The organism is Sphingobacterium sp. NPDC055346 (assembly GCF_053645235.1).
Genome location: NZ_JBSHMI010000012.1, coordinates 31,816 through 56,801, shown reverse-complemented (window position 1 = coordinate 56,801; position 24,986 = coordinate 31,816). Strand labels below are relative to the sequence as shown.

Annotated in this window: 18 protein-coding genes; 3 read left to right on the top strand and 15 right to left on the bottom strand. The window is 40.7% G+C overall.

The annotated features are described in order from the left end of the window. The first annotated feature begins 8 nt into the window (after window positions 1-8). From ACWICE_RS19310 to ACWICE_RS19300, 3 genes are all read left to right on the top strand, one after another. Window positions 9-1,460 (top strand): RagB/SusD family nutrient uptake outer membrane protein, encoded by a 1,452-nt coding sequence (locus ACWICE_RS19310; RefSeq protein ID WP_254529736.1) that lies wholly within the window; start codon window positions 9-11, stop codon window positions 1,458-1,460. Between the two features lie 809 nt (window positions 1,461-2,269). Next, entirely contained in the window at window positions 2,270-5,422 is a 3,153-nt protein-coding gene (locus tag ACWICE_RS19305) for a SusC/RagA family TonB-linked outer membrane protein (protein ID WP_185210580.1), read from the top strand. An 11-nt stretch (window positions 5,423-5,433) separates the two neighbouring features. Next, on the top strand, window positions 5,434-6,855 hold the full coding sequence (locus tag ACWICE_RS19300; protein WP_185210582.1) for a SusD/RagB family nutrient-binding outer membrane lipoprotein: 1,422 nt from the start codon (window positions 5,434-5,436) through the stop codon (window positions 6,853-6,855). 167 nt (window positions 6,856-7,022) lie between these two features. On the opposite strand, the gene ACWICE_RS19295 is transcribed toward ACWICE_RS19300, so the two are convergent. The 15 genes from ACWICE_RS19295 to ACWICE_RS19225 all read right to left on the bottom strand — a co-directional run bounded on the left by ACWICE_RS19295 (window position 7,023) and on the right by ACWICE_RS19225 (window position 24,931). After that, window positions 7,023-8,531 carry a M14 family zinc carboxypeptidase gene (locus ACWICE_RS19295; RefSeq protein WP_454299033.1) on the bottom strand — a complete coding sequence of 503 codons (1,509 nt, stop codon included), beginning with the start codon at window positions 8,529-8,531 and terminating at the stop codon, window positions 7,023-7,025. A 1-nt stretch (window position 8,532) separates the two neighbouring features. Then, window positions 8,533-9,579 (bottom strand): S66 peptidase family protein, encoded by a 1,047-nt coding sequence (locus tag ACWICE_RS19290; RefSeq protein ID WP_454299032.1) that lies wholly within the window; start codon window positions 9,577-9,579, stop codon window positions 8,533-8,535. A 3-nt stretch (window positions 9,580-9,582) separates the two neighbouring features. Continuing rightward, window positions 9,583-10,917 (bottom strand): dihydroorotase, encoded by a 1,335-nt coding sequence (locus ACWICE_RS19285; RefSeq protein ID WP_185210585.1) that lies wholly within the window; start codon window positions 10,915-10,917, stop codon window positions 9,583-9,585. Between the two features lie 72 nt (window positions 10,918-10,989). Continuing rightward, window positions 10,990-11,145, bottom strand: a complete 156-nt coding sequence (locus ACWICE_RS19280) for a hypothetical protein (protein ID WP_454299031.1) — start codon at window positions 11,143-11,145, stop codon at window positions 10,990-10,992. A gap of 17 nt (window positions 11,146-11,162) precedes the next feature. After that, window positions 11,163-11,708, bottom strand: coding sequence for an ATP-binding cassette domain-containing protein (locus tag ACWICE_RS19275; RefSeq protein WP_454299030.1), 546 nt, complete (start codon window positions 11,706-11,708; stop codon window positions 11,163-11,165). Beyond that, entirely contained in the window at window positions 11,692-11,982 is a 291-nt protein-coding gene (locus tag ACWICE_RS19270) for a hypothetical protein (RefSeq protein WP_185210587.1), read from the bottom strand. Before ACWICE_RS19270 ends, ACWICE_RS19275 begins: the two co-directional genes overlap by 17 nt. Window positions 11,983-12,361: 379 nt before the next feature. Next, window positions 12,362-14,131: a RagB/SusD family nutrient uptake outer membrane protein gene (locus ACWICE_RS19265; RefSeq protein ID WP_313260034.1), complete on the bottom strand. Its 1,770-nt coding sequence runs from the start codon at window positions 14,129-14,131 to the stop codon at window positions 12,362-12,364. A gap of 13 nt (window positions 14,132-14,144) precedes the next feature. Next, a complete protein-coding gene (locus ACWICE_RS19260) occupies window positions 14,145-17,396 on the bottom strand; it encodes a SusC/RagA family TonB-linked outer membrane protein (RefSeq protein WP_454299029.1) in 3,252 nt (1,083 codons plus the stop codon). 337 nt (window positions 17,397-17,733) lie between these two features. Continuing rightward, window positions 17,734-19,101, bottom strand: a complete 1,368-nt coding sequence (locus tag ACWICE_RS19255; RefSeq protein ID WP_454299028.1) for a sulfatase family protein — start codon at window positions 19,099-19,101, stop codon at window positions 17,734-17,736. Window positions 19,102-19,193: 92 nt separating this feature from the next. Beyond that, entirely contained in the window at window positions 19,194-19,610 is a 417-nt protein-coding gene (locus ACWICE_RS19250) for a cytochrome C (RefSeq protein WP_185210594.1), read from the bottom strand. Then, a complete protein-coding gene (locus tag ACWICE_RS19245; protein ID WP_185218258.1) occupies window positions 19,594-19,872 on the bottom strand; it encodes a hypothetical protein in 279 nt (92 codons plus the stop codon). Before ACWICE_RS19245 ends, ACWICE_RS19250 begins: the two co-directional genes overlap by 17 nt. 2 nt (window positions 19,873-19,874) lie before the next feature. Next, window positions 19,875-20,873: a cbb3-type cytochrome c oxidase subunit II gene (locus ACWICE_RS19240; RefSeq protein WP_254529717.1), complete on the bottom strand. Its 999-nt coding sequence runs from the start codon at window positions 20,871-20,873 to the stop codon at window positions 19,875-19,877. Window positions 20,874-20,884: 11 nt separating this feature from the next. Beyond that, window positions 20,885-23,020 (bottom strand): cbb3-type cytochrome c oxidase subunit I, encoded by a 2,136-nt coding sequence (locus ACWICE_RS19235; RefSeq protein ID WP_454299027.1) that lies wholly within the window; start codon window positions 23,018-23,020, stop codon window positions 20,885-20,887. A 300-nt stretch (window positions 23,021-23,320) separates the two neighbouring features. Beyond that, entirely contained in the window at window positions 23,321-23,902 is a 582-nt protein-coding gene (locus ACWICE_RS19230; RefSeq protein WP_254529713.1) for a Crp/Fnr family transcriptional regulator, read from the bottom strand. Further along, complete coding sequence (locus ACWICE_RS19225; protein WP_454299026.1) at window positions 23,903-24,931, bottom strand: SDR family oxidoreductase; 1,029 nt, start codon at window positions 24,929-24,931, stop codon at window positions 23,903-23,905. Window positions 24,932-24,986: the final 55 nt, after the last annotated feature.

Here is a 24,986-nt window from a genome sequence, read left to right as displayed (position 1 = left end):
TTATCATCATGAAAAAGAATTCATTATATATCATAGCACTTGCAAGTTTATCGTTGTTTTCTTGCAAGGATTTCTTGGATGTAAAACCAACCAACTCCACCGATTCCAGTGTAACCATTCAAACAGTTGCCGATGCGAAGGTGATGATCAATGGTTTGACAAGACAGATTGTAAAATCAAGCTTATTTGGCCGAAACTTAATGCTCTACGGAGATGCAAAAGGAGGTGATCTTACCATTGTCTCCCAAGGCCGCGGGCTGGATGCATTATATGTATTCAACCACTCCGTCAATAACAACAACTATTCTGATTTCTGGGCAGATGGTTATAATGCCATCATGCAAGCAAACAATATCATCAAAAGTATTGATGACCTCCAAGCAGCCGGAACTGAACTGGATTTCAATAATTTTGAAGGTCAAGCTTTGACCATCCGTGCCTTATTACATTTTGAATTGGTCAAACTTTACGGAAAAACCTATACACAAGACCCGAATGCATTAGGGGTTCCTATTGTTACTGAAGCATTAAGTACCTCTGCTCAACCCTTGCGTAATAAAGTTTCGGAAGTGTATGGGCAGATCATAAAGGATCTAACTGCTGCGGCAGAGTTGCTTCCTAAAACAAAGGCAAATGGTTACATAAATTACTATGCCAATAGGGTTATCCTTTCTAGGGTCTACATGACCATGGGAGATTTTGACAAAGCTTTGGCTGCAGCCGAAGAGGTCATTGACTCCAAGGTTTACTCCTTATACTCCAACAGCGAATGGGTACCTTCTTGGGCAAATCAATTTGGCAAAGAGTCAATTTTTGAAATCACCTTAGCCAAAGATCAAGGCGATTTAGGATCCGCATCCTTGGGTTTCTATTATTTGAAGAATAAGGATAACAATGCACTTGGTAATTTCACAGCTTCAGACTATTTCTTATCACGTTTAGGACAAGATGAAGATGATGTACGTTGGGGAATATTCACCAAAGATGAATTGGACCGTCAGGCAGCATGTTATAAGTACGTAGGCTCAGTTGAAAAAGATGGCGATGGCAAGGATACTTATACGGCTGTCAATATTAAAGTAGCCCGTTTATCTGAAGTCTATTTAAATGCGGCCGAATCAGCATTGAAAAAACCATCTCCTGACAAAGCTAAAGCGGCGAACTACCTGAACGAAATCCGCAAGCGTGCTCCTGAATTGGCAGCAGCAACGGCTGCAACTGTTACAGAAGCCATGATCTTGGATGAAAAGAGCAAGGAGCTTTACGGCGAAGGTCAACGTTATTGGGATATGATCCGTACAAATAAAACGATCACCTTCAATGATGAACATGTTGGAGTTACCATGTCACATAGACAAAAATCCATCAACAGGACTTTCTTCAAAACCATTCTCCCTATTCCACAAGTGGAAATCAATGCAAATCCAGGTCTTGAAGCACAGCAGAACCCAGGATATTAAGAACCAATTATTATACAACATCAGGCGGTCAGATTGACCGCCTTTTTTTGACCCAAAATGAATGGGCAATGTCATTAAGTCTAGGTTTCTGTGTTCATGTTGTGTAACGAAGCATCTCGGATGCGAATTTTCAAAATTTAAGAAAACTAATATTGAATTGGCGTACAGATTCTCCATTGATCGTACAGAATTGCAAATGAACTAAAGAGGGATTCAGAGTGAGACGAAGAATCTATTCTTTAATTTTTTGTGGGTCGTGGTCATCTTGAGCACAGCGAAAGAACTGTTTTTTTTTAGAAGATTTATTGAAAAACATGTCACCTCGCTGGGGGTTGGCCGTAAAACGGTTTAAATTCCTAAAAAGATTTCACCCACGCTGTGGGTTCTAGAAACAAACATTTCACCTTCCAAAGGAAGCCCCTTAGCAACCGGCTCATTTCCAATGGCGGAAAAATGGAAAGAATGCCGTTGTCCTGTGCGATGGGATTGCTAAAATAATTGAACCCTTCTAGGGTTCTCCTTATTGCAAGAATTCTACATTGGCAGTGAGTAAAACAAGCATTTCACCTTCCGAAGGAAGCCCTTTACAAACAAAACCCTATCCTCTTTCCACAACCCATAAATATTCATTATTTATTTCTCTTTTTTAGCAAAATCTTCACAAAAACGCAAGGTTTTTAACAAATCCCTCAATATTTCGCAAATAGAGTAACTTAACAATAATGTCCTTTGCATTTTTTTGCAAATTTTTCATTGTTTTTAACATGAATCCGTTATATTCGTTTATCTAATAACCAATAACTCTAAAGATGAATTTACCAACTTGCTTATCAATTGCGGTTGCATCATTATGTTCCATTCAGATGCTCTCCGCGCAACAATTGTCCATAGCTGGAAAGGTGACCAACGCCGAAGGTGAACCCATTGTTGGGGCCTCCATTTTTGTAAAAGGCACACAGCAAGGTACTTCCAGTAATGAGAGCGGATTGTTTACTTTGAATGCACCAAGCAGCGGAACGCTGTTAATCCGTGCTGTAGGATACGCTCCTTTGGAAGTCCCTATCAGCGGAAGAACGAACATTTCCATTCAACTTCAACACGATGACAGTGAAATCGATGAAGTTGTAGTGACAGCTCTCGGTATCCAAAGAAGTGAAAAATCGCTAGGATATGGAGCCCAAAGTGTGAACAGTGCCACTTTGAACTCCAACAAACAACCCAACTTGGTCAATGCATTACAAGGTAAAATAGCCGGTGCGACCATCAGCTCTACCGGTGGTGCGCCTGGTCAAGGTGCAAATATCCAAATCCGTGGTATTAACTCCATCGACCCTACCCGCGATAATCAACCTCTTTTCGTAATCGACGGTATCCTAATGGATAACTCGACCTCTACACAAGGTGGTGCCGAAGTACGTGGTATGAGTAACCGTTCAGTGGATATCAACCCTGATGATATTGAAACCATCAATATCCTTAAAGGTGGAGCCGCCACCGCACTTTATGGACTTCGTGGTGCAAATGGTGTTGTCATCATTACTACAAAGAGTGGTAAAGCTGGTTCTTTGAAAATTGATTATCAAGGAACAGTTGGTTTTGAAAATGTCAACAAATTCCCTAAAATGCAGGACACCTATACCCAAGGATGGAAAGGTGTTTATGATAAAGATGATTTCTGGCCTGCTTGGGGACCTACCGTAGCTGAAGCTATTAAAGTAGACCCTACGCATCCAACTACACTATACAAACCTTTTGAAGAGGCCTTCGAAACCGGAAACCAATTCCGGAACTCCTTAAGTTTCTCCGGAGGATCTGAAAAATTCAGTTTTTTAACGTCTGTATCCCAATTGAAACATAATGGGGTACTACCAGCAACAGATTTCAAAAATTATCAAGCTCGATTGAACACCAATTTCACCTTAAGTGAAAAATTAAAAGGTGGTTCTTCCCTTGCAGTGACCAACTCAGGAGGTTACCGCGGAAATGCCAATCGCTATGCCGAGCAGTTGATCTATTGGACCCCAAGATACAATGTAAGGGATTACCTCATGGAAAATGGAACCATGAAATCTTACGGTGAAACCGACAACCCTATCTATGTCGCACATACCAACAGATTTAAAGACGATGTATTACGCGTAATTGGAGGTTTTGACCTAACCTATTCTCCAGCAAAATGGGTGGATTTGATGTACCGCGTAGGTATTGACGCCTATAGGGATAATCGCGAAGGAACAGCTATTGGTTACCAAGGACTGGCAGATGAGCGTTTAGTTTATGATAATGGTGTTGAGGGTGCTGATGGACGCGGATTTTATAATGTCTACAACAATAATTTCAGGGCATTGACCAGTACTTTCATTGCAACCTTCAAACATGATTTCAACGATGACCTCAATGCTACATTACGTGTTGGACAGGATGTTTACGACCGATTCATTAAAAGAACAGCTACCGAAGGTGGAGATTTAACGGTTTATAACTGGTTTGATCTAGGCAATGCCAACATCATCAAAGCGGCCACATACAATGAAAAATATAGATTGATGGGCTTCTTCGGTGAGTTGAACCTAGCTTACAAAGATTATCTATTCTTAACCCTAACAGGTAGAAATGACATCACCTCTACCTTGAGCAAGAACAATCGTTCTTTCTTCTACCCTTCTGCCACATTAAGCTATGTGCTTTCAGACCAATTCAGTATGCCTGAAGCTATTAACTTTGCCAAATTGCGCTTGTCGTACGCACAGATCGGTAAAGACGCTGCACCTTATTCAACCAGTGCTGGTTTCGCTCCTTATACCAACCTGCCAACAGGTTATATCGGATTTACAAGACCTTCCTTATTGGGTGACCCGCAATTAAAACCTGAATTTACCGACACCTATGAGGTAGGGATGGAAATGAAGTTCTTACAATCTCGATTAGGATTAGATGTGAACTTCTATAACTCGGTAAGTAAGGACCAAATTATTCAAGTCCCTGTATCTTCAACAACTGGATTTGTTACCGCTTCGATTAACGCAGGTAGTATCCGTAACAGAGGTTTAGAGATCACCTTAAATACAACACCTGTTAAGAAGGACAACTTCACATGGAATTCAGACATCAACTTTTCCTTCAACAGAAACAAGATCCTGTACATCCGCGAGGATTTAGATGATGAAATTGTAGTTTCTTCTGAATATGGCTACTTGAACTCAACCGTTTCCATGCGTATCCGTCCAGGAGAGTCCTATGGTACACTTTATGGTAGAACGTACAAGCGTTACTATACTCCTGATGAAATCGCTCAGGGTTTGGATAAAACCCGTGAATACGACGAGAGCCGTCCTCTATTGATCGGTGCAAATGGTTTCCCTGTATTGGAATCAACCTCAGTTCCTAAGAAATTAGGCAATGTTCAACCAAGCTGGGTAGGCGGCTGGAACAACACCTTCAATTACAAGAGCCTATCTTTAAATGTATTGGTCGATGCACGTGTGGGGCAATACCGTTACAACCAATTAGGAAACTTTATGGCTGCATTCGGAGAGGCTGATTATACAGAAGACCGTAATGACTACAAAGTATTTGATGGTGTATTGGCTGACGGTTCAAAGAACACAAAAGAGGTATGGTTAGGCCAAGGAAAAGACCCTAAAAATGGTGTAGATTATGGGAATGGTTATTACCGAGATAACTTCCGTGGAAACTCCCAATTCTTTGTGGAAGATGCTTCATGGTTAAGATTACGATCTGTATCCATTGGCTATAGCTTACCACAACAATGGTTAGAAAACAAGTTTGTTAAGAACGCTAGAGTTTCTTTGATTGGAAACAATCTTGCCCTTTGGACAAAGTATTCAGGATATGACCCTGAAAACTCAACCACCGCAAGTGGATCGAATATCGAAGGTTTTGCTGGGATGACTTACCCTGCTGTCAGAAGCTTCTTATTTAGCTTAAATGTTGGCTTTTAATTCTTAAGATCATGAACAAATTCATCAAAATAGGTAAAATTTCCTTATTGGCCCTAGCCCTGTTCTCCTTGAACAGTTGCAAGGACTATTTCGAAATGACCGATAACCCTAACTTGGTTCAAACCCCGCCTTTGAACGCCCTATTGACTACAGCTACACATAAGGCTGCATTCAACAACTATAGGATTGCATATTTCAACAATCAGTACTCGCAATATTTCGCGAGCCCTTCTGGTGGTTCGGATACAGATACTTACCAGATCACCAATAACTCCTCAACTTGGAACAACCTTTTTTATTCTTTAGCAGACCTGTATGACTTTATGGTCAAATCGGAAGAAGCTGGAGCATCTCATCACCTTGCTGTCGCACAAGCTTTGACAGCGTATCAATTGGCCTTGGTCGCTGATACTTGGGGCTCTGTTCCTTTCAGCAAGGCCTTTGGAAAAGAAGAAACCCTTACCGTTCCTTTTGACTCCGAAGAAGACTTATATAAAGCGCAGGTCGACCTTATCAATAAAGCTTTGGAGAATTTCAAAAAAACGGATGCTACCCAAGAGCTGAGTGCCAAGGATGATCTTTTATGTGGCGCAGACCTAGACAAATGGATCAAACTGACCAACGGATTAAAAGCCCGCGTCCTGAACAAGATAAGCAAGAAAGCTGCATACAATCCAAAACAAGTTTTGGCAGCTGCCCAAGCTTCATTACAATCCAATGCTGAAGATATTGGTATGTCTACCTTTGATGGTGTAAATCCATGGGCATCCATCTCGATCAGCAACCTATTGAATAACTTGGACGGTTGGTTAGGAAGTAATTTCATTGATCAAATGAATGGTAAAACTTACGGAATTGTAGACCCAAGAATTTCCAAGATCACAGAAAAAACAGTTCATGGCGTTTATGTAGGTACAATAAGCGGTCAAGGTAATGTCGGTGCTGCCAATACAGTTCGCGATGAATGTTATATCAGCTCAAAATCACCTGTAAGCAGTGAATCTTCTCCATTGATGATCTTGACTTATGCTGAAGTAAAATTCATTGAAGCAGAAGCCGCATTTAGAGACAATAACAAACCTGTAGCTTATGCTGCTTTCCTTGCCGGTGTCAAAGCCAGTATGGATAAATTAGGTGTTCCTGCTGAAGATGCCACAAAATACATTACGGCAATCTCCGTAGGACAGGCAAACCTAACGCTATTGGACATTTTCCGCGAAAAATACATCGTCACCTACCTCAATGCTGAAGCATGGAACGATGTACGCCGCTTCGATTACAAGTACAAAGACTTCAAACTACCGATCGGCGCCGTATTAGGCGACAAATTTATACGCAGAGTAGCTTACCCTGCTGATGAAATCACCGAAAACGGATCCAATGTACCTGCTGAAGTACCATTGAGTACCGAGCTATGGTGGGATAAACCGTAAGGGAGTATTGAGATTTGAGATTTGAGTATTGAGATATTAACTCTACAAAAAAGGGGACCAAAATTGGTCCCCTTTTATAATTTCTATAATATCTATCTTATCTCATTGCCTACATCTTACCTCTATAGACCCTTTCTATCTCACATCTCACATCTCACATCTCATATCTATAAAACCCTATTCTTCAATAGCCCAACCTCACTTAATGGTTTGGAAAGGTCTATGAGGTATCCATTGAGAACGGCGTATTTTAGGGTCCCGTTGGAATCACCGATATAGAAATTGGCGGTTCCACCAAGGTCTATAAAAGGTGTTGCTGCAAAGGCTTGGGTTCCAAAAATATGGATTGGCAAATTATGTAACATGCTGGTCTGTTCAGGTTTTAAGGTTGTTACCTGTACACCCATATATCCTTTTTTCAAGAGGTCATAGGCAATTTCCGGGGTAACGGACTCCAATGTTGGAACGGGTTTTTCGGCAATTTTACCTTGGATAAATTTAAGGCCATTTCCATCCACTTCATCATATCCAAAAGATTCAGGAAGGTCTCCTATATCCTCAACCCTACCCCGCACAAAGAAATCCCTGCCATCTGTCGTTTCACCGCGTCTGATAGCGATATCACTTTTCAATGGAATAGAATCTGATCCGAATTCCAAACCACGAATGACGATATCATGCATATTGCTTGCGTTGAATGGGATATCTTCATAACCTTTGGCATCATAGTTTTCATAGGTTCCTTGGGCTATTTCCATCAATGCATTTAGAATGATCACGAAATTCAACTTCCGGATTTCTTGTTTCTCAGGGTCACCTTTTAAGCCTCCCGACTCAATTAATACGGTACTTGCACCCCAAGATTGGAAGTTATCTCCAAACCCTCGTGGGGTATAGGTATCATCATATTTCGCAACCGCATCTGGAATATATTGCTGCAGGACTTTATTCATTCCCACAATGATCTGCATCGCTCCCTCTCGAACCTCATTGATCTCACGCTCTGTATTATAGGCGGGGGCCAATAAGGAGATGGTCACTGGATTCTTCGTACCTGGAACATTGTAATAAATATTCTGATCATGCAGATTGAAACCATAGCGAGGTTTTATTTCCTTAGCACGTGCCTTTAACAGTGCGCCTTCAACTGTCTGTCCAGCTCTGGCATCCCTATTGAGGTCAATACTCTGCGCATTCCTCCGAAGATATCGCTCTGCACCATCAGGGTTCAACATGGGTATGAAGTGAATATTCAATTGATCTTTCAGCAAGGTCCTTACACTATCAAAACCATCATCCTTACCTTCCAAGAAATTAAACAGGTCAAACAAGGCCATGGTAGCTGTCGGTTCATCGCCATGCATCTGCGACCAGAGCATTACTTTTTTGTCACCATTTCCATATTCCAACTCATTGATCGAACGACCTTCAACCGATTTACCAATTTCAGAGATCTTAAAAACATTGCTTTTCTTATGCAGTTGCAACAGGGAGTCAACGTCTTTATGTTTAAATCGTCTTGAAAAAAGTGCGGATTCTTTATAGGTTGAATGAATCTTATTCATTTGTGCAGTATCCAGGTTATAACCTGGAATATTACCATTAGAGGATCTTGAAAATGGATTACTGCAAGTCGTTGCGGCCAAAAGGCCTAAGGAAATGACAAAAAATTTCATACTATACTAACGCTTTCTCTAAAATTTCTATTGTACCCTTATTGGCATCTATTCTAGCTCTAACTCCAACGGGCAGCAAGAACTGATCATTGATATGTCCAATTACCGCACCAGAATAGGATGGTATATTCAATGGCTTTATAAAATCCCTTAGGATCTGGTCAAGATTTAAGGAACCATAACCACCTGAGGGAGAACAATCAGTACATTTGCCAAAAACAAATCCTTTGATTTGCGAAATAATACCAGCATTCATCAACTGGCAGAACATACGGTCCACCTTTTCCGGAGATTCGTTGATTTCTTCCAGAAACAAGATGCTGTCCTTGAAATCTGGCAAAAATTCAGATCCACAAAGGCCTGAAATCAAGGTTAAATTGCCCCCTAATAACTTTCCTTCTGCAACTCCTGGATTAATGGTCGTTATTCTATCTTTATATTGAATGATATCATCTCCTTTTTTCGCAGGGTTGCTATAGCTTACCAATTTGTTATCCACGAATTGGTCGGTAAAGGTCTTCGCGACAAAGTTACTCCATGTACTCGTCCCTACAGGACCATGGAAGGTAACCATGCCAATTTTGGCTTGGAAAGCCATAATCAACGCCGTGATATCACTGTAGCCCAATAAGGCTTTAGGATTCTTAGCGACCATATCATAATCTATACGTTTCAACAACCGGGAAGCACCAGCTCCCCCACGGATACATAAAATGCCTGCGACGGATTTATCCGCAAACATATTATGTAGGTCCTCCAATCGTTGATCATCCGTACCAGCTAAATTGCCATAACGTTCGCGGATATATTTCCCTTCTTTTACCTTAAAACCAAAATATTCGAGAACCTCTCTTGTCTGGGTGATGGAATCTTCCCCAGTAACGGCACTCGCAGGGGCAATGATACCAATAGTGTCTCCGGCCTTTAAGACCTTCCCTTTCAGCAAAGGCTGGACCTGATTAGCTACGGCCATGGCCTCTGATTTTCCAAACAAAGGAATGGCGGCTAAACCTATCCCCAATGATTTAATAAATGAACGTTTATCCATAGGTTAACGATTGAAAAGTAAACGATGTCCTGAACCTACCTCTTGTATCTTGCCATCTGTATAGGCCAATAATCCAGAAACAAGCGTATGTTCAATGGTTGATGTAAAGGTATGGTTTTCGAAAGGAGACCATCCACATTTGGATAAAATATTCTCCTTAGTTACCGTATATGGTTTGTTTAAGTCAACCAAAACTAAATCTGCCCAATATCCTTCACGGATATAGCCTCGCTGTTCAATTTGGAACAAAATCGCTGTATTATGGGCCGTTTTCTGGACCATTTGCTCCAAGGTCATCTTTCCTTGTTTTACCAGATCCAATAGCGCCTGTAAGGCATGCTGTACCAATGGACCACCAGATGGTGCCTGTAAATAGGATTGAGATTTTTCCTCAAAAGTATGAGGAGCATGGTCTGTTGCAATAACATCAATATGTCCATCCAATACGGCCTCAAGAATAGCATCACGATCGGCTGCAGTTTTGACTGCGGGATTCCATTTTATGAAATTGCCCTTTGTTTTGTAATCAGCATCAGAAAACCAAAGATGGTGGATACAGGCTTCTGCAGTAATCCGTTTTTGCTCCAAAGGGATATTGTTTTCAAATAATGCTGTTTCCTTAGCTGTTGAAATATGCAGGATATGAAGTCTGGTATTATTCTTTTTCGCTAATTCCACAGCCTTGGATGATGAAAGATAACAAGCTTCGGCAGAACGGATTAAGGGATGCATTTCAATGCTGACATCTTCGCCATATTGCTCTTTGAACTTGGCCAAGTTCGCTTGAATGGTAGCCTCATCCTCACAATGTGTCGCTATTAAGGTTGGCGCTTGGCTGAAGATGGCTTCCAATGCTTTTTCATTGTCAACCAACATGTTCCCCGTGGAAGATCCCATAAAAACCTTGATACCACAGACGTCCCTAGGATTAGTTTTCAGGACTTCATCCAAATTATCATTTGCAGCCCCCATAAAGAAGGAATAGTTCGCCAGCGAATTGTCCTGCGCTATATCATATTTATCCTGAAGTAACTTTTGGGTCAAGGTATTGGGAACGGTATTTGGCATCTCCATAAAGGATGTTGTACCACCAGCTACCGCTGCTCTACTTTCTGTAAAGATATTCGCTTTATGGGTCAGACCCGGTTCACGAAAGTGAACTTGATCATCGATCAATCCTGGAAAAAGATGTAATCCTTCAGCGTTTATGGTTTGGTCGGCATTGGTTTCAATCGTGTCGGCTATTTTTTCTATTCTGCCATTTTTAATAAAAAGATCCTGCACCTTAATGCTGCCTTCATTCACAACATGGGCATTCTTTATCAATATTGTAGACATGTAATTTATCTTTAAAGGTTATGCTAAGCAAATATACTAATTTCAAGGAGCCTACAGGAGTATAAGCACGATTTAAAAGCTGTTTTTACTGTCGTTTTCTGGGGGATTTCCACGGTCAAATGTCCCCAGCGGAACATAGAATTGCTCCAACTCTTCCTTTCGGTTTATCTTTCTACAACCACCATTCTCCAAAAGCAGCAACTCGGTCGCAATATCTAATACGTTCATATAATCATGGTCAGAAATCAATAAACCTTTGATTTTGGATTTTTCAACCAATACCTCCTGGATTTCTCCTTTAGAATGGGCGATATGCCAGAAAATGGCTCATCCAATAAAATAAATGTTGCTTTCTGTTCGATTAATAGCATGATTTCTAAATAGCGCAACTCTCCTCCTGCCAAGTCCGCAATCTTATTGTTCAGGATAGGCATGATCAACTCATCGCTTTCAACTTTCGCCCGGCTCTCTTTATCGGATAGCATAAATTCAATGGCTTTCTTTACTCGAAAGGAAGTGGGCAAAAAGCTATCTTGGGGAAGATAACAAACTTCCCTGGTCGGGAAAGCCTGACTCACTTTATGACCATTTACCCTGATATATGCATTGTGGGCTCGCAAGGATCCAAAAATAATTTTCATGAGAGTCGATTTCCCAGTCCCATTGCGACCTAGTAGTCCGATAATATCACCTACTTTCAATCCCAGATAGCCCCCAGTCAGCAACTGATTGTTATCAGTATAACTGAACTGCACCGAGTCCACAAATAATTCTTTATCCTTTGTATCCATAATGCATGATGATAATGAGGAGGAAGGAAATCAAAAGATTGGCAAGGAAGGTATATACGACCAAATGCTTGCGGGATAATCCCAGGTTAAAAAACAGGTATTTGGTATTGCCTTCAAAAAATCGAACCAATGCCGCCGAGGCTAAGTAGCCAACGGTCATAAACACAAAGGGAAAGTAGCCAAAATATTGAATGCTCATTGCAAGACTCAACACCAGGTTGATGAATAGAATTGGCTTATAAAATTGCCAGAGGTGTTTCAGTTCAATTGGCATAATTAAATCTACTAAGAAATTAACCAAGTCCAAAATAAATAATCTATTAATCAACAGCTTGTTGAAAGTAATTTTTGCATAAACTAAAAACTTTGGCTCTAAAAGTTATTTATTAACCTAATCCTAATGAGCAAAATTTAATTTTAAAGGATGAATCAACCTGAATAAATCTGAAGGAAAACTAGGCCTTATTCGAGACATATTCGGGGCAAGTTCCAAAAGTTTCGAACTGGATAGAATTATTCTCGAATATGTCTCGAATGATTCTCGAATCAGGTCAAAATAAAAACCATAAAATAGGATGATAATTTCCAATAAAATCAACCAATAAAGAAAGGGCTACCCAAATGGGCAGCCCTTTCTCCAATAAATGATTTCCTTATTCCATGCTAGGATTGAACTCCCCACCCCAGTCTTTATTTTGCAGCACCTTAGGGTTTCTGTCAATAATAGATTGTTGGATTGGGAAGAAATAATACGTATCAGGCACTTCACTAACCTTAACTCCATTTTTCGGAACTTGAAGAATGCTGTACTTGAAATTAGCTTCCTTCAACTGATAAGTTTTGGCCAAGGTATTAGCCTGTTTGATATCCATTTCAGCTCCATTTGCTTCGATAGCGATGGCTTCTACACCAAATTTGGTTCCTTTATCTAAGGTATTCAATTTCCGGCTTCTTCTCAGATCCCAGAAACGGTGTCCTTCGAAACAAAGTTCAATGTTTCTTTCTGCCAAGATAGCTTCGCGCATTTGATCGCGGTTAGTCGCAGTGATACCGTATTTTCCATCGGTACCAGCCTCGATTCCGGCACGTTTCCTCAATTGGCTCAACATATCCTGTGCTGTACCTAGATCACCGGTTTCGTTAGCAGTTTCTGCATAGTTCAACATCACTTCCGCCAGACGCATCAATACAAAATCTACATCGTATTGGGTTTCCACTTCCGTTTGTTTCAGGGACAGTTTACTGTTCTTTAAGATAAAGAATCCACTGTAACGGTCTTGATTTGTTGAGTTGATACCTGCAGCAGGATTGATACCAAAGTTGTCAAGGGCATCAGCAATACCTAGGGAGGTATATTGGCGTTTGCCAGCTTTTCCAGAAACTTCATACACCTTGCCGTTCCAAACAATGGATTTTTCAAATCTTGGATCTCTATTCATCCAATAGGATTGCAAGAAATCATCATCCGATTTAAAGTATTTGCCGGTAGGATCTGAATAGAGCTTACCATCTTTCATTGGGAATTCTTTTACAAAATCCCAGGTTGGAACCGACCCGGCAGGGCCACGGCTTTCTGAACCGGGACGCACACCATAATCCCAAGCAGCAACCTTATTAGGATAGGTATTGATTACTGCGAATACGACCTCTGGACCTTTTTCTTGCAGGGTGATGTTTGCATAATCAGGTGTCAGGGCATAATTGTTTTTGATCAATTGGTCATAAGCAGCTTTATTGGCTGCATTTGCTTCTTTCCAATATGCATTATTATACGGATTGGAAGGGTTGAATTGAGGGGAAGCTTTGTAAAGCAATACTTTTGCTTTAAAGGCCGCAGCAAAGTTACCATCAATTCTACCATAGTTTGATGATGATTTTTCGATCGTTTGAGGAAGCAATTTAATGGCTTCATCTAAATCTTTCACCAAAAGCTCGAAAGACTCTTTGGTGGAATTTCTCGGCGAATTTAAATCATCTGCCGCTTGGTCCTGCGGTACGGTTATGTAAGGAATACCGCCATAAAGCCTGACCATATCAAAGTAAACAAATGCCCTTAAGAAATAAGCTTCACCCAAGGTGCTGTTTTTCACCTCTTGACTCAAGCTGCTGCTTTCCTGAACTTTTTGGATTGCGGTATTGATCTTACGGATATTGGTATAGTCCCATGTTTTGAAACCGCCTGCAGTCGGCGATATGGTATTCAATTGGAAAGGAACACCCACCAATTGTTCACTATATACATCTGCACCGGCACTCCAATTACCAAAAACGGTATAAAGGTTTGCCATGTATGCGTTTACTAAATTCGGGTCTTTCCATACCTTTTCTTCATCTAAGGATTGGAGATCTTCGATATCCAACACATTCTTACAGGAAGTAAAAATGGTTGATAGTCCTAGTGCTACTAATAATATTTTTTTCATGATTCAGTTCCGGTTAAAATTTAATGTCCAAGCCAAAGGTGAATGTTTTCATTAATGGATATGAGTCATAATTCAATTGTTCAGGATCATGAAACTCGGTCATTGGTGAGAAAACAAAAAGGTTAGTACCATTGAAGAACAAATTGATACTGTTCATTTTGATTTTTTCAGTGAAGCTCGTTGGCAATTGGTAAGCAACATTGAGGTCTTTCAATCTGAAGAAGGCTCCGCTACGCATCCAGAAGCTAGAAGGGTTCGTACCCGACTCTGCCCAGTTATAACCGATAGGTCTCGGATACTGTGCATTTGGATTTTCTGGAGTCCATACATCATCTGCCCAAATCGGGTAATAAGGACGGAAAGTTCCACCATGTTGACGCATACCGCCACCCTCTTGATTGGAGATCATACGGTCGTAATTAAACACCCCTTGGAACAGGGCATTGATCGAAATTCCTTTCCATGAAGCGTTCAAACCTAATCCATAATCCCATCTTGGAGAATTGTTGGTCGACAATAAGGTAACGTCATTTCCATCGATCTTTCCATCTGGGATATCAGAATAACCCTGTCCACGGATATCTTCATATAAGATCATTCCTAAATAAGGATCCCTCCCATAAGTTTTGAATCCCTTGGCCAATAAATCATCTAATTGGGCTTGCGTACGCACCAACCCTAATGAATTTAATCCATAGATTACGTTGTTAGGTCTACCGATCCTGGATCTGAAATGTTCAAGTCCGCCTTCTGCATATGCAGCAGGTTCATCGAAAATATCCCATTGATCAACGGCATATCCTAAATTTCCAGAAATGCCATAAGCAACCTCGCCTATTCTGTCATTCCAGTTTACAGAAACCTCACCACCTTTATAGCTTCTCGCAGCATAGTTTTCAGGCGCCAAGGCGCGACCATAAGTATCCGGCAACAATACGGTTCTAGGACCTAAGATATTAGTTTCAGCACGTTTGAAGACCTCAATGGAACCATTCAATTTGTTGTTGATGAATCCGTAATCCAAACCTAAGTTGTAGCTTTCTGACCTTGTCCAGGTAATGTTGGGGTTAGGGGTTGAGCCATAAGCCAAACCATTGTAGTATCGATCACCGAATATAAAACCAGTGGTCGTTGCATATTTCTCAGCAAAAGAGAATGGATTGATTGCATTTCCATTCACATCCAAATAGTTACCGGTAGCACCATAAGCAAATCGAAGTTTCAAGTCGGAGAATTTATCCTTGATTCCAGCGAAGAACTCTTCTTCAGAAATTCTCCATGCTGCAGAAATCGAAGGGAAGAAACCGAATCTTTTTTGCTCAGGAAACAAAGCCGCTCCGTCATAACGGAAAGAAGCTTCAGCCAGATATTTACTGCCATAAGCATAATTGAAACGACCAATAATGGATTGCCTTGCATCAATTCCTTCCAGACCATTGGTATACCTAAAATTGCGGTCAGTTGGGTAGACATGCATTTGATCCAGTGCAGTGATTGGGCTTTGTGCAGTGGAGGTTATATTGGTGTATCCTTTTTCACCTTGTTCAAATACCAAAGTCGCACCTACATCATGCTTTCCAAAAGTCTGCATATAATTGATGAAGAAGTTCATCTGGTATTCCCATTTACGTTGGGTATAATAATCCATAAATGGATTTTGCTGACTGAAGGTGAAGACGTTTATCCTATCTTCCGAAGGTGGCGCAGGGATAAAAGGGTTTCCATCTGGATCCAAAGAAGTGAAAGTATAGTTCTTTTGGAAACTCATATAGCGCTTACGCAGATAATCTTCAGCGATATAGCTACCAACAAATTTCGTTGATAGACCAGGAACCAGTTTATCCAGTTTCAGGTTCAAGGAAAGAATTGGGTTGATCTGCCTCACCTTACGATCGATATAACGATCGCCGATCACCTGATCGATTACGTTCCAAGCCTGCCAGCTACCCATTGGCGTCTGTACCGGATATTCCGTTGGTTCATTACTAGGTGTACCATCTTGGGTCAAATAGAAAGGATACATTTTTGGCCAGTTGAAAGTTACGCGATAAAAATCGGAAACATCAAAATCATCATCATTTGATGAGGTACTGAAAGGCCAATAGAAACGATTGGAGTTCTGCTGGTTTGCAGAAATATTCATATCGATACTGAAGGCATCGGTAATATTCGCTGAAACATTGGACCTTAAATTGAATTTCTGATGGTCTACCGATTTATAGGAACCATTTTCATTTCTAAAGCTCAGCAAATTGTAATAGGTAATTTTATCACTACCTCCAGAAACGGAAATTGACTGCCTATGGCTGACAGGATTTCTCCAGATCACATCGTTTACACTATAACTTTTATCCTTGAAGTAAGCAAATTCCTCCTCACCATTGGGGATTGGTAAACCTTGAAATTCGGCAACCCTATTTTGATAGGTTAATTCATCTGTAGCGGTAGTTAAATCGGCCAGCGGTGTCATCGTCGGGTTACTGATGGCCACATTGCTTTGGATATTGAATTCAGGCTTTTTAACCGTTCCTTTTTTAGTGGTCACAATTACAACACCATTACCCGCACGGGTACCATAAACCGCAGCTGCACCAGCATCCTTTAAGAAAGACATCTGATCCACCTCATTGGCCTCTAGAGCGTCGAATGCGGCTTTATCGCGTACAATTCCATCAATAACGAACAAAGGTTCAGCAAAACTACCTCTAAATCTGATTTTAGAGGTAGCTCCCGAAAGGCCAGATGTTCCAGTTACCTTAACACCAGGTGCACGACCGGCGATGGCATTGGAAAGGTTGGAAGGAGAGACATTTTTTAGTGCATCACCATTTACGGTGGAGATTGCCGAAGTAATATTAGCACGTTTTTGGGTACCGTATCCCACTACCACTACCTCATCAATATTAGCATTATCAGGTGCTAGGGAAATATTGATATTTTGGGCATTTGATACCGTAACTTCTTGGGTCAGATAACCTAGGTTTCGGATAATAATGATGTCACCATTATTGGCAGTGATCGAAAATTCTCCCTTGGCATCGGTACTAGTTGCTCTTGTTGTCCCTTTAACGAGCACTGTAGCACCTACAATAGGGTTCCCCGCATCATCTTTAACAGATCCTGAAATACTTTGTTGCCGAACAGCAACAGCTGAATGGGCAAAATTTCCTTTTTCGGCGAAGACTTCCGGTGAGCTCATCAATAAGCACATCGCAAGCAACGACAAGGATTTTGCCCCAAAAAAAACACGATTTTTTTGAGTCATTATAGTAATAATTGAGAATAAAAAGATTGCCTAAAAGGCTTTAATAAAGGTTCTGTTTGTAATAGGTGTTCGGAGTTAGGATAGCTTATTTCACGTTCATAATTTAATAGTTTTTAATTAGATTGGGAGAAAAATAGGAGAATCCAACCTAAATACAAAATCATTTTTTCAGGCAACCAATTTAAATTTGAAATATATTCCCCTAAGAAAATAATAGCAATTTTCAAGGTTTAAAATATCAAAATAATTAAAATATAAACATTAATTAAGCTTAATAAATGTTTTTCAATAAGCAATTGTAACAAGTTAAAATTATAACCAATATCCTTCCAGCAAATTATTCCATTTTCTTAAATGTGGGCAAGTCTTTCCACCATTTCATCAAAGCCTTGCTATATTTTTTCACGAGAGGTTTTCTTTCATCAGCAAGATTTACACTTTCGTTGGGATCGGATTTGAGGTTGTACAGTTCGGGGTCACTACCATCTTGATTCATCATAAATTTCCATTCCTGATCTCGGATTGCCAGAGCTGGGCTACGGTTTATTTTCTTGGGGAAGCTGAATACGGTTGAATCATTCCTTCCATATTCCCAGATGAGCGGTTTGTTTCGGGTAATGGGATTTCCAAGGATTGCACCGCTGAGATCTTGACCATCAAGCCTCTTGGTATTCTTCAGCGGAGCTTCTGCCAACTTAGCTAAGCTTGGGAGCAAATCAAGTGCGGAAATAATGGTCTGATCATCTACCTTTCCGGCTTTAATCCTTGCTGGCCACCTCATCAACAAGGGCATCCGGATTCCGCCTTCATATAAGGAGAGTTTACTACCTCGCAGCCCTGCTGAACGGTCCTGTCTGAAATTAGGCAATGGGCCATTATCGCTGATAAAAATGACCAAGGTATTTTCATCCAGCCCCATTTCTTTCAAGCCTTCCATTAATCTTCCTATTTCTCGATCATATTCTTTGAGGACAAACTTAAAGCTTCTCTCCTCCTGGGGTTTCCAATCAAACTTTCCGGTTTCATCATCACCTGCAATCCAAGGAGTATGCACATCGTCTGTCCAAATATTGATAAAGCAGGGTTTATCTCGATTCTTTTGCAAGAAATCAAGGGTTTTGTCCACAAAGTATTTTGTCCGGTTCCATCTTTTAACACTGTCCTGGTCCGACCATATCCAATCCATTGCGGTGATTGCTGGGTCGGGATCGGGGCTTTCATAAGTTCCTGCCCAAGCATCAAAACCGTATTGATCGAAGTTAGGCGCGTCGGTTACGTCGCGACCTCCACCGAGATGCCATTTACCAAAATGTGCTGTCTTATAGCCCTCAGCTTTTAGCATATCGGCCATGGTCAGCATATCAGGGTCAAGAAAATCTACCTGTTCTTTTTTCCTGTTGTCTTCACGGGTATTTAGAAAGGTTGTAAAATGGAGTTTCGCAGGACGCTGACCGGTCAGTAGGCCAGCACGGGATGGGGAGCAAATTGGGGAAGCACTGTAATAGTTGTTGAATCGAATTCCTTCTTTACCCAATTTATCGAGATTTGGCGTTTCATATCGCTCATGGTAGGAACTTAAATCGCCTACTCCAAGATCATCTGCAAGGATCAAGATAATATTGGGTTGTTTATTGTTTTGAGCAATGCTATACTGGACAAACAAGGACAGTAAAACAAAAATAGCAGGTTTTAAGGCGTTCTTCATAGCATTAGGGTAAATATCCTGGATAAACATTTACCCAATTAACGACACAAAGCCCAAAAAGTTTGAAAAAGAACGCCTTGACCTGCTAACACTCAATTAACCGAAGTTGGTAAATACAGGTACATGAATACATAGTACATGGCCCAGCCCATGAAAACGATTATGATGATCCATACCCACCAAGGAATCCCCTGAGGAGTTTCACTTCCATCAATCATAAAGGTTTCGGAATTTCCTTTCCCATAGGCGTTGATCATGATGGGCACCAAGTCATCGATCACGGCGTTTTCTTTGATTCCGGTAATTTCGATCGCTGGACCGTTTCGGACTTCAAAAGGAATAATCCTTACCCCTTCTTTTCCTCCAGGGTCTTGGCTGACAATTCGAAGTTGGTGTTTTCCGTCGACTAGTTTGCGAGTATCCAGTTCAAAATTAACAGGACTATATGTTTCAGCTATTGGGATCTTTTCATCGTCGATGAAAATAAATATTTTACTTCTTTGGCTCATAGTTATCAGAATTTAGAATAAACCTTTTGATATGGTCAGACTGTTTTTCCCCTGGTTTGATGATCATTTTCAAGAACATTCCCAAAGCGATCAATGAAATCAGGATGATAGCGATGACCATGATGTATTCGAGGTTGCTTTTTGGAGCTGTACCATGTACCCAGCCTCTTAAAATTTTAGGTTGATTTCTTTCACATACCGGGCAAGCCATCAAAAAGGTAATGCAAGTACTAAAAAGCAGTGTCAATTGAAATTTTTTCATGATTATTTGGATTGAGTCTTTACAAAATCTACGATTTGCTTGATATCTTCAGGTTTTACTTTTTCACCATTATTACCCCAACTGGTCCTTTCATAATTGATAATGGCGGCTACTTCTTTTTCAGTAAACCCAGCATTTACTCCTACCGCTGCCATCACACCATAATCAGGTCTGCTATCATAACCGTTCATAATGATATCGATATAAAGCTCCAGATCATCGCCAGTTACGACAGGACTGCCCTTTAAGGGAGGAAAAGCTCCTGGTAGCCCATTGCCATCAGCTTGGTGGCATGCTTGACAATGTGCTACATATAGGGCCTCGCCGTCCAATTCTTCTTCGGCTGTTCCTTGGCCAGCGGCGGCCTGAGCTTTTCTTTTATATAGAAACTCTGGAACATCAGCTTCCAGTTTAACTTGTTTCAAGGACTGTAAATAGGCTATCAATTGCATAGCCTCTTTACTTGCTACGACTTTCTTCCCATTACTGGGTGCAAAGTCTTCGGGAATATTGACCACAACATCTTCCTTGTCTGGTATGGATTTATATTCAAACAGGAAGGGATAAGCGGGCATAATGGATTCCTTGACCACTATACGAGGGTTATAAAGGTGGACCAAATTCCATTCTTTGCTGGGTTGGCGATTACCTACATCAGTCAGGTCGGGGCCAGTTCGTTCTGTTCCCATCAATGTTGCAGTATTTCTCCAAACATCCAGTCTTTCATTATGTGCATAATCAGCTGCTACACTTGGTCGCTGACCAAAAACTTTATCCATATCTACATTTCTGACCTGTTGAGTATGGCAAGCCACACAGCCGTTGGCAATAAATATAGACTTGCCAGCAGCAGCATCTGGTGAGAGCGGTTCGGATTGAGGTAGAGGTGCATTTATCAACTGGTTGTTCAATGCGGGAAGAATGGCAACAAAAATCGTCAATACAATAAAGAAGATTGCTGCAGTAATAAATAGTTTCTTATGATCGTCGAAAAACTCCATGATCGTTTATTTTATTTTTGAACTTTAATAGTTGATTGGTTTTCAAATTGGCTTGTAATTTCTTCAGCAATGTCTAATTCTTTTACATCAGCCATCATCTTATATAAGTTATAGGCGAAAATGAGGTGCGACAGCCACATCAGACTACCTCCGATGGCTCTCCATAACCAGTAAGGCGCCATAAAGGCCACACCATCGATAAATGGCTTGCCTTCTAACCACATAATTCCTTTCAGGGTGGATCCATACATCAATGGTACGGTATACATCAACATTCCGATGAAAGCGAACCAGAAATGGGCTCCAATACTGATTTGGGGCGCCTCTCTTCCAGTAAATCGCGGTACGATGGTGTATATGGATGCCCACAAGAAAAAGCTGATAATGCCGTACATGGTTAGGTGGGAATGGGCAACGGTAAAGTCAGTAAAGTGCCAGATCAAGTTGGTTTCGCGGAAGGCTTCGGCGGTACCTTGCATCGATCCGGTGAAATAAAAGATGATGCCGACCAAGAAAAATGGAAGGATATAACTATCGCCCAATTTATACCAGGATCCTTTAAAGGTCATGAGGAAGTTGGTCGTTCCGGCAATAACGGGAATGGCCATACCGGCACTTCCGACAATAGCAACAGTCTGCAACCACCAGGGAATGGAGCTGAACACAAAGTGGTGGCTTCCGATCAGCGTATAGAATAAAATCTGTGTCCAAAACGCAAGAATCCCTAAACTATAGGAATAAATAGGCCTATTGAGTTGCTGTGGAAGGAAATAGTACACGAGGCCTAGACAAAAAAGCATAAACCACATACCGACACCTTGGTGCATGTAATAGCCTTGAATGATTGTCTCTCCGAGGCCATTCTGCCAAAAAGGCAAATAGGCTGCTAGGCTAATCACAATAGTAAAGATTACCGCAGCGACTATATACCAGTTTGATATATAAATTTCCCGAGTTGTCCTTTTTGCAATGGTTTTATAATAATTGATTAGTGTCAAAACCAATGCAATTCCAAACAGCAACATAATAGGCCAGATATATTCCCTATACTCGCCTCCGCTATTGTTAATTCCTGCCATCAGGGAAATGGTTCCCACGAACACACAGACATTGATCAAAATAAGGCTGTACCAGCCTAGTTTTAAGCTATAGAGTTTGGTGTTACTGACCCTTGGGACCACATAATAACCTAAACCGATCATGGCTAGGGATGCCCATCCCCAGAAGACGGCATTGGTATGGACTGGCCTTAACCTCCCGAAGCTAAGCCAGCTAAAACTCTCCATGTCTGGAGCGACGAATTTAAAACCGAGGTATTCACCGATGGTGGTTCCAAATACCAACCAAACGGTTGCCGATATCAAGTACCAGTTGACCATCTTGGATAGGTCCACGTCAAAGTTGGTCCTATCGGTTGATCTTTTCTTTTTGGATACGATCGGGATTCCATGGTTTTCATTAATGGACAATAGCCCTTTGGGATCCTCCGCTTGATTGGAACCAGAAAGTACATCAGCTTTCAATCTATAATCAGCAGCTTCCTGAAAGGCTAATAGTTCTTTTTCAACCTCAGCTAAAGGCCTGTTTTCCAATTCTTGGACAATTACTTTTGCTTCCTCTTTTTGAGCGTTAATGTTCAACTTAGATAACCTCCGATTGATTCTGACGAACAATAAAACTAGAATGAAAATGGTCGGTATCAAGAGCAACACTAAGGTGATAATAACGCCTGCCTTAGACCAGATGGATTCACTGGTACCATCAATGGAAACAGTCTGCGCTAAGGATTCCAGGGGGAACAAGGATGTTCCAAGGAGGAAAAAGGCCAGTAACCAAGATTTCAGCTCCTGCCTGCTCTTTTGCTTGATAATTCGCGCAATTTGGCTGGAGTTCATTTTCTTGAGTGAGTTTTTCCAAAGATTAACATTCCGTTTGGATTTCTCTTTTAAGAGAAAGGTGCTGACCTGTTTAATGCGATCGATCAAAAGGAGAACCACAATGAGGATGGAAAGGAAAACTAGCAGTAGAAAACCTATCCAAAACTCAACCGGACTGATCTTAGAATGGAAAAAAATGGATTGTGTGAGTAAATCTTGGACGGAATTACCGTCCGAAAGGATTAAATTAAGAGTTAAAATAGAATTCATGTTAAATTCGATATGATCTTTGAATTTAGATTAAGCCATATTCTTAAATAAAATGAATTTGAAGAATTCGCGATTTGATGAAAATGTTAGTTTTCAGGAAGTCGTAAAAGTATTGCTGGAATGCAACCTACCCTCGCTTGGATTTATTTGAACAATTCAATGACTTAATTGAACAAAGTTAAGACTTGAATTAATAAAAGACAAATTTATCTTTTATTAATTGCAAAGAAATTTAAACGACACTGTTTATAAATGATTTACAAAAACACCAATCCTATTTTCAGAAGGATTAAGCGGAATTTATTGTTTTGGCTGGGCAAGTTCGCGTCTTATCCTGCTCAAGGATTGCGGGGTGATTTTAAGGTAGGAAGCGATATATTGTTGCGGAACCTGTAAAGCTAGTTGAGGATATCGTTTAACAAATTCAAGGTACTTGGTTTTAGAATTGCCAAAATTTAAAAAATCATTGTCTTTAATCTTATTCAACAATGTGGCTTCTGTAATCGTTTTGAGAAAGATAAAGAAATTGGGGATCTCTTGGCATAATCTTTCTACAACCAACTTATGGATAGCATATATTTCTGTTTCGACCACTGCCTGGAAAGCTTCACTCGCCGGAATACTGGAATAGTAACTTTCCAGATCAACAAAGAATTGATTCTCCTTAAAGAAATACTTGGTGATTTCATTCCCTTCATGATCAGGTTTAAAAATCCTGACGATACCGGATTCAATAAAAGCGATTTCGTGAGCAATCTGTCCTATTTCCAAGAAATAATCGGACGCCGCTAACTGTTTCTGCTTGAAGTTGGAGGCAATGACCTCGATGTCTGCATCAGAGAGTATTGCCCCAAATCTCAATATGGATTTTAACCTTTGCATTTACTTAACGATTCCTAGTTCTATAACACTATTTGCACAATCTAAAATGGCCTTCTCCATCGAATGTCCTTTCCAACCTAATTCCCTTTTGGCTTTGGAAGTATCTACCTTTCTTTTTAAACCCAAATCCAATAATACAGGTTTTAAGGCAGGTTCAAAAATTGACATTATTCTAGCCAAAAAATTAGGGAGGTTGGCAGTACTGATTTTCCTGTCAGGGAAATGGGTTTTTAGGACTTCAGCTAGCTCCTTCATCGACATGTGACCTTCGCTTGCCATATATCTATTTCCAGCAGCCTTTTCCAGTTCCATCACATCTGCCAATAATTTTGCGACGGAGCGAACATCAACTATTTCAAATCCTATTTTTGGCATGGCAGGCATGCTTCCTGATAAGATCTTAACGATAATATTGGCGGAAGTACCATAATCTTCCTCCAATACAGGTCCTAACATCGCACCAGGAAGAATGCTGACTAATTCCATCCCCTTGCCTTCTTCTTTGATAAAGTTCCATGCAGCTTTTTCAGCAATGGTCTTGCTCCTCATATACGGAGCAGTATCCTGTTTATTGCTTTCATCGGTCCAGTGCTCCTCAGTAAAAACCCTGTCCATTTCATCAGTTTGTTTTCCATATACCACTGTGGAAATGGAGGATACCAAAACCACTCTTTTCACATGGTTATGCTTGGCAGCTTGAAGAACATTCAATGTCCCCTCTTTTGCTGGGATGATTAATTCATGCTCATCCTTAGGTAGTTCTCGCGGGAATGGAGAAGCTGCATGGATGACAAAATCCTGATTTTCGCAAGCTTTTAACCATGCTCCTTTATCGAGCAGGTCTGCCTGTACAAAAGATAGGTTATTTATACTCTGGGTATGTTTGGCGATTACGTGCTGTATAGCGTCTGCACGTTTCATGTCCCGTAGAGACCCTGTAACCTGATATCCTCTGTTGAGCAATTCAATAGCTGTATGAGAACCCAAGAAACCGGTCACTCCTGTCAATAATACTTTTGATTTGTTCATGACTTTGAAATTTGATTAATACAAAGTACCTGAACAATCCGATGCCCTCAATTAC

Excerpts from the sequence above, each read along its gene's own strand:
- ACWICE_RS19280 (WP_454299031.1), bottom strand. The coding sequence starts at position 11,145 with ATGAACGTATTAGATATTGCGACCGAGTTGCTGCTTTTGGAGAATGGT.
- ACWICE_RS19235 (WP_454299027.1), bottom strand. The coding sequence starts at position 23,020 with ATGAATTCTATTTTAACTCTTAATTTAATCCTTTCGGACGGTAATTCC.
- ACWICE_RS19230 (WP_254529713.1), bottom strand. The coding sequence starts at position 23,902 with ATGCAAAGGTTAAAATCCATATTGAGATTTGGGGCAATACTCTCTGAT.
- ACWICE_RS19240 (WP_254529717.1), bottom strand. The coding sequence starts at position 20,873 with ATGGAGTTTTTCGACGATCATAAGAAACTATTTATTACTGCAGCAATC.
- ACWICE_RS19295 (WP_454299033.1), bottom strand. The coding sequence starts at position 8,531 with ATGAAATTTTTTGTCATTTCCTTAGGCCTTTTGGCCGCAACGACTTGC.
- ACWICE_RS19225 (WP_454299026.1), bottom strand. The coding sequence starts at position 24,931 with ATGAACAAATCAAAAGTATTATTGACAGGAGTGACCGGTTTCTTGGGT.
- ACWICE_RS19275 (WP_454299030.1), bottom strand. The coding sequence starts at position 11,708 with ATGGATACAAAGGATAAAGAATTATTTGTGGACTCGGTGCAGTTCAGT.
- ACWICE_RS19250 (WP_185210594.1), bottom strand. The coding sequence starts at position 19,610 with ATGAGCCAAAGAAGTAAAATATTTATTTTCATCGACGATGAAAAGATC.
- ACWICE_RS19265 (WP_313260034.1), bottom strand. The coding sequence starts at position 14,131 with ATGAAAAAAATATTATTAGTAGCACTAGGACTATCAACCATTTTTACT.
- ACWICE_RS19285 (WP_185210585.1), bottom strand. The coding sequence starts at position 10,917 with ATGTCTACAATATTGATAAAGAATGCCCATGTTGTGAATGAAGGCAGC.
- ACWICE_RS19270 (WP_185210587.1), bottom strand. The coding sequence starts at position 11,982 with ATGCCAATTGAACTGAAACACCTCTGGCAATTTTATAAGCCAATTCTA.
- ACWICE_RS19290 (WP_454299032.1), bottom strand. The coding sequence starts at position 9,579 with ATGGATAAACGTTCATTTATTAAATCATTGGGGATAGGTTTAGCCGCC.
- ACWICE_RS19260 (WP_454299029.1), bottom strand. The coding sequence starts at position 17,396 with ATGACTCAAAAAAATCGTGTTTTTTTTGGGGCAAAATCCTTGTCGTTG.
- ACWICE_RS19255 (WP_454299028.1), bottom strand. The coding sequence starts at position 19,101 with ATGAAGAACGCCTTAAAACCTGCTATTTTTGTTTTACTGTCCTTGTTT.
- ACWICE_RS19245 (WP_185218258.1), bottom strand. The coding sequence starts at position 19,872 with ATGAAAAAATTTCAATTGACACTGCTTTTTAGTACTTGCATTACCTTT.
- ACWICE_RS19300 (WP_185210582.1), top strand. The coding sequence starts at position 5,434 with ATGAACAAATTCATCAAAATAGGTAAAATTTCCTTATTGGCCCTAGCC.
- ACWICE_RS19305 (WP_185210580.1), top strand. The coding sequence starts at position 2,270 with ATGAATTTACCAACTTGCTTATCAATTGCGGTTGCATCATTATGTTCC.
- ACWICE_RS19310 (WP_254529736.1), top strand. The coding sequence starts at position 9 with ATGAAAAAGAATTCATTATATATCATAGCACTTGCAAGTTTATCGTTG.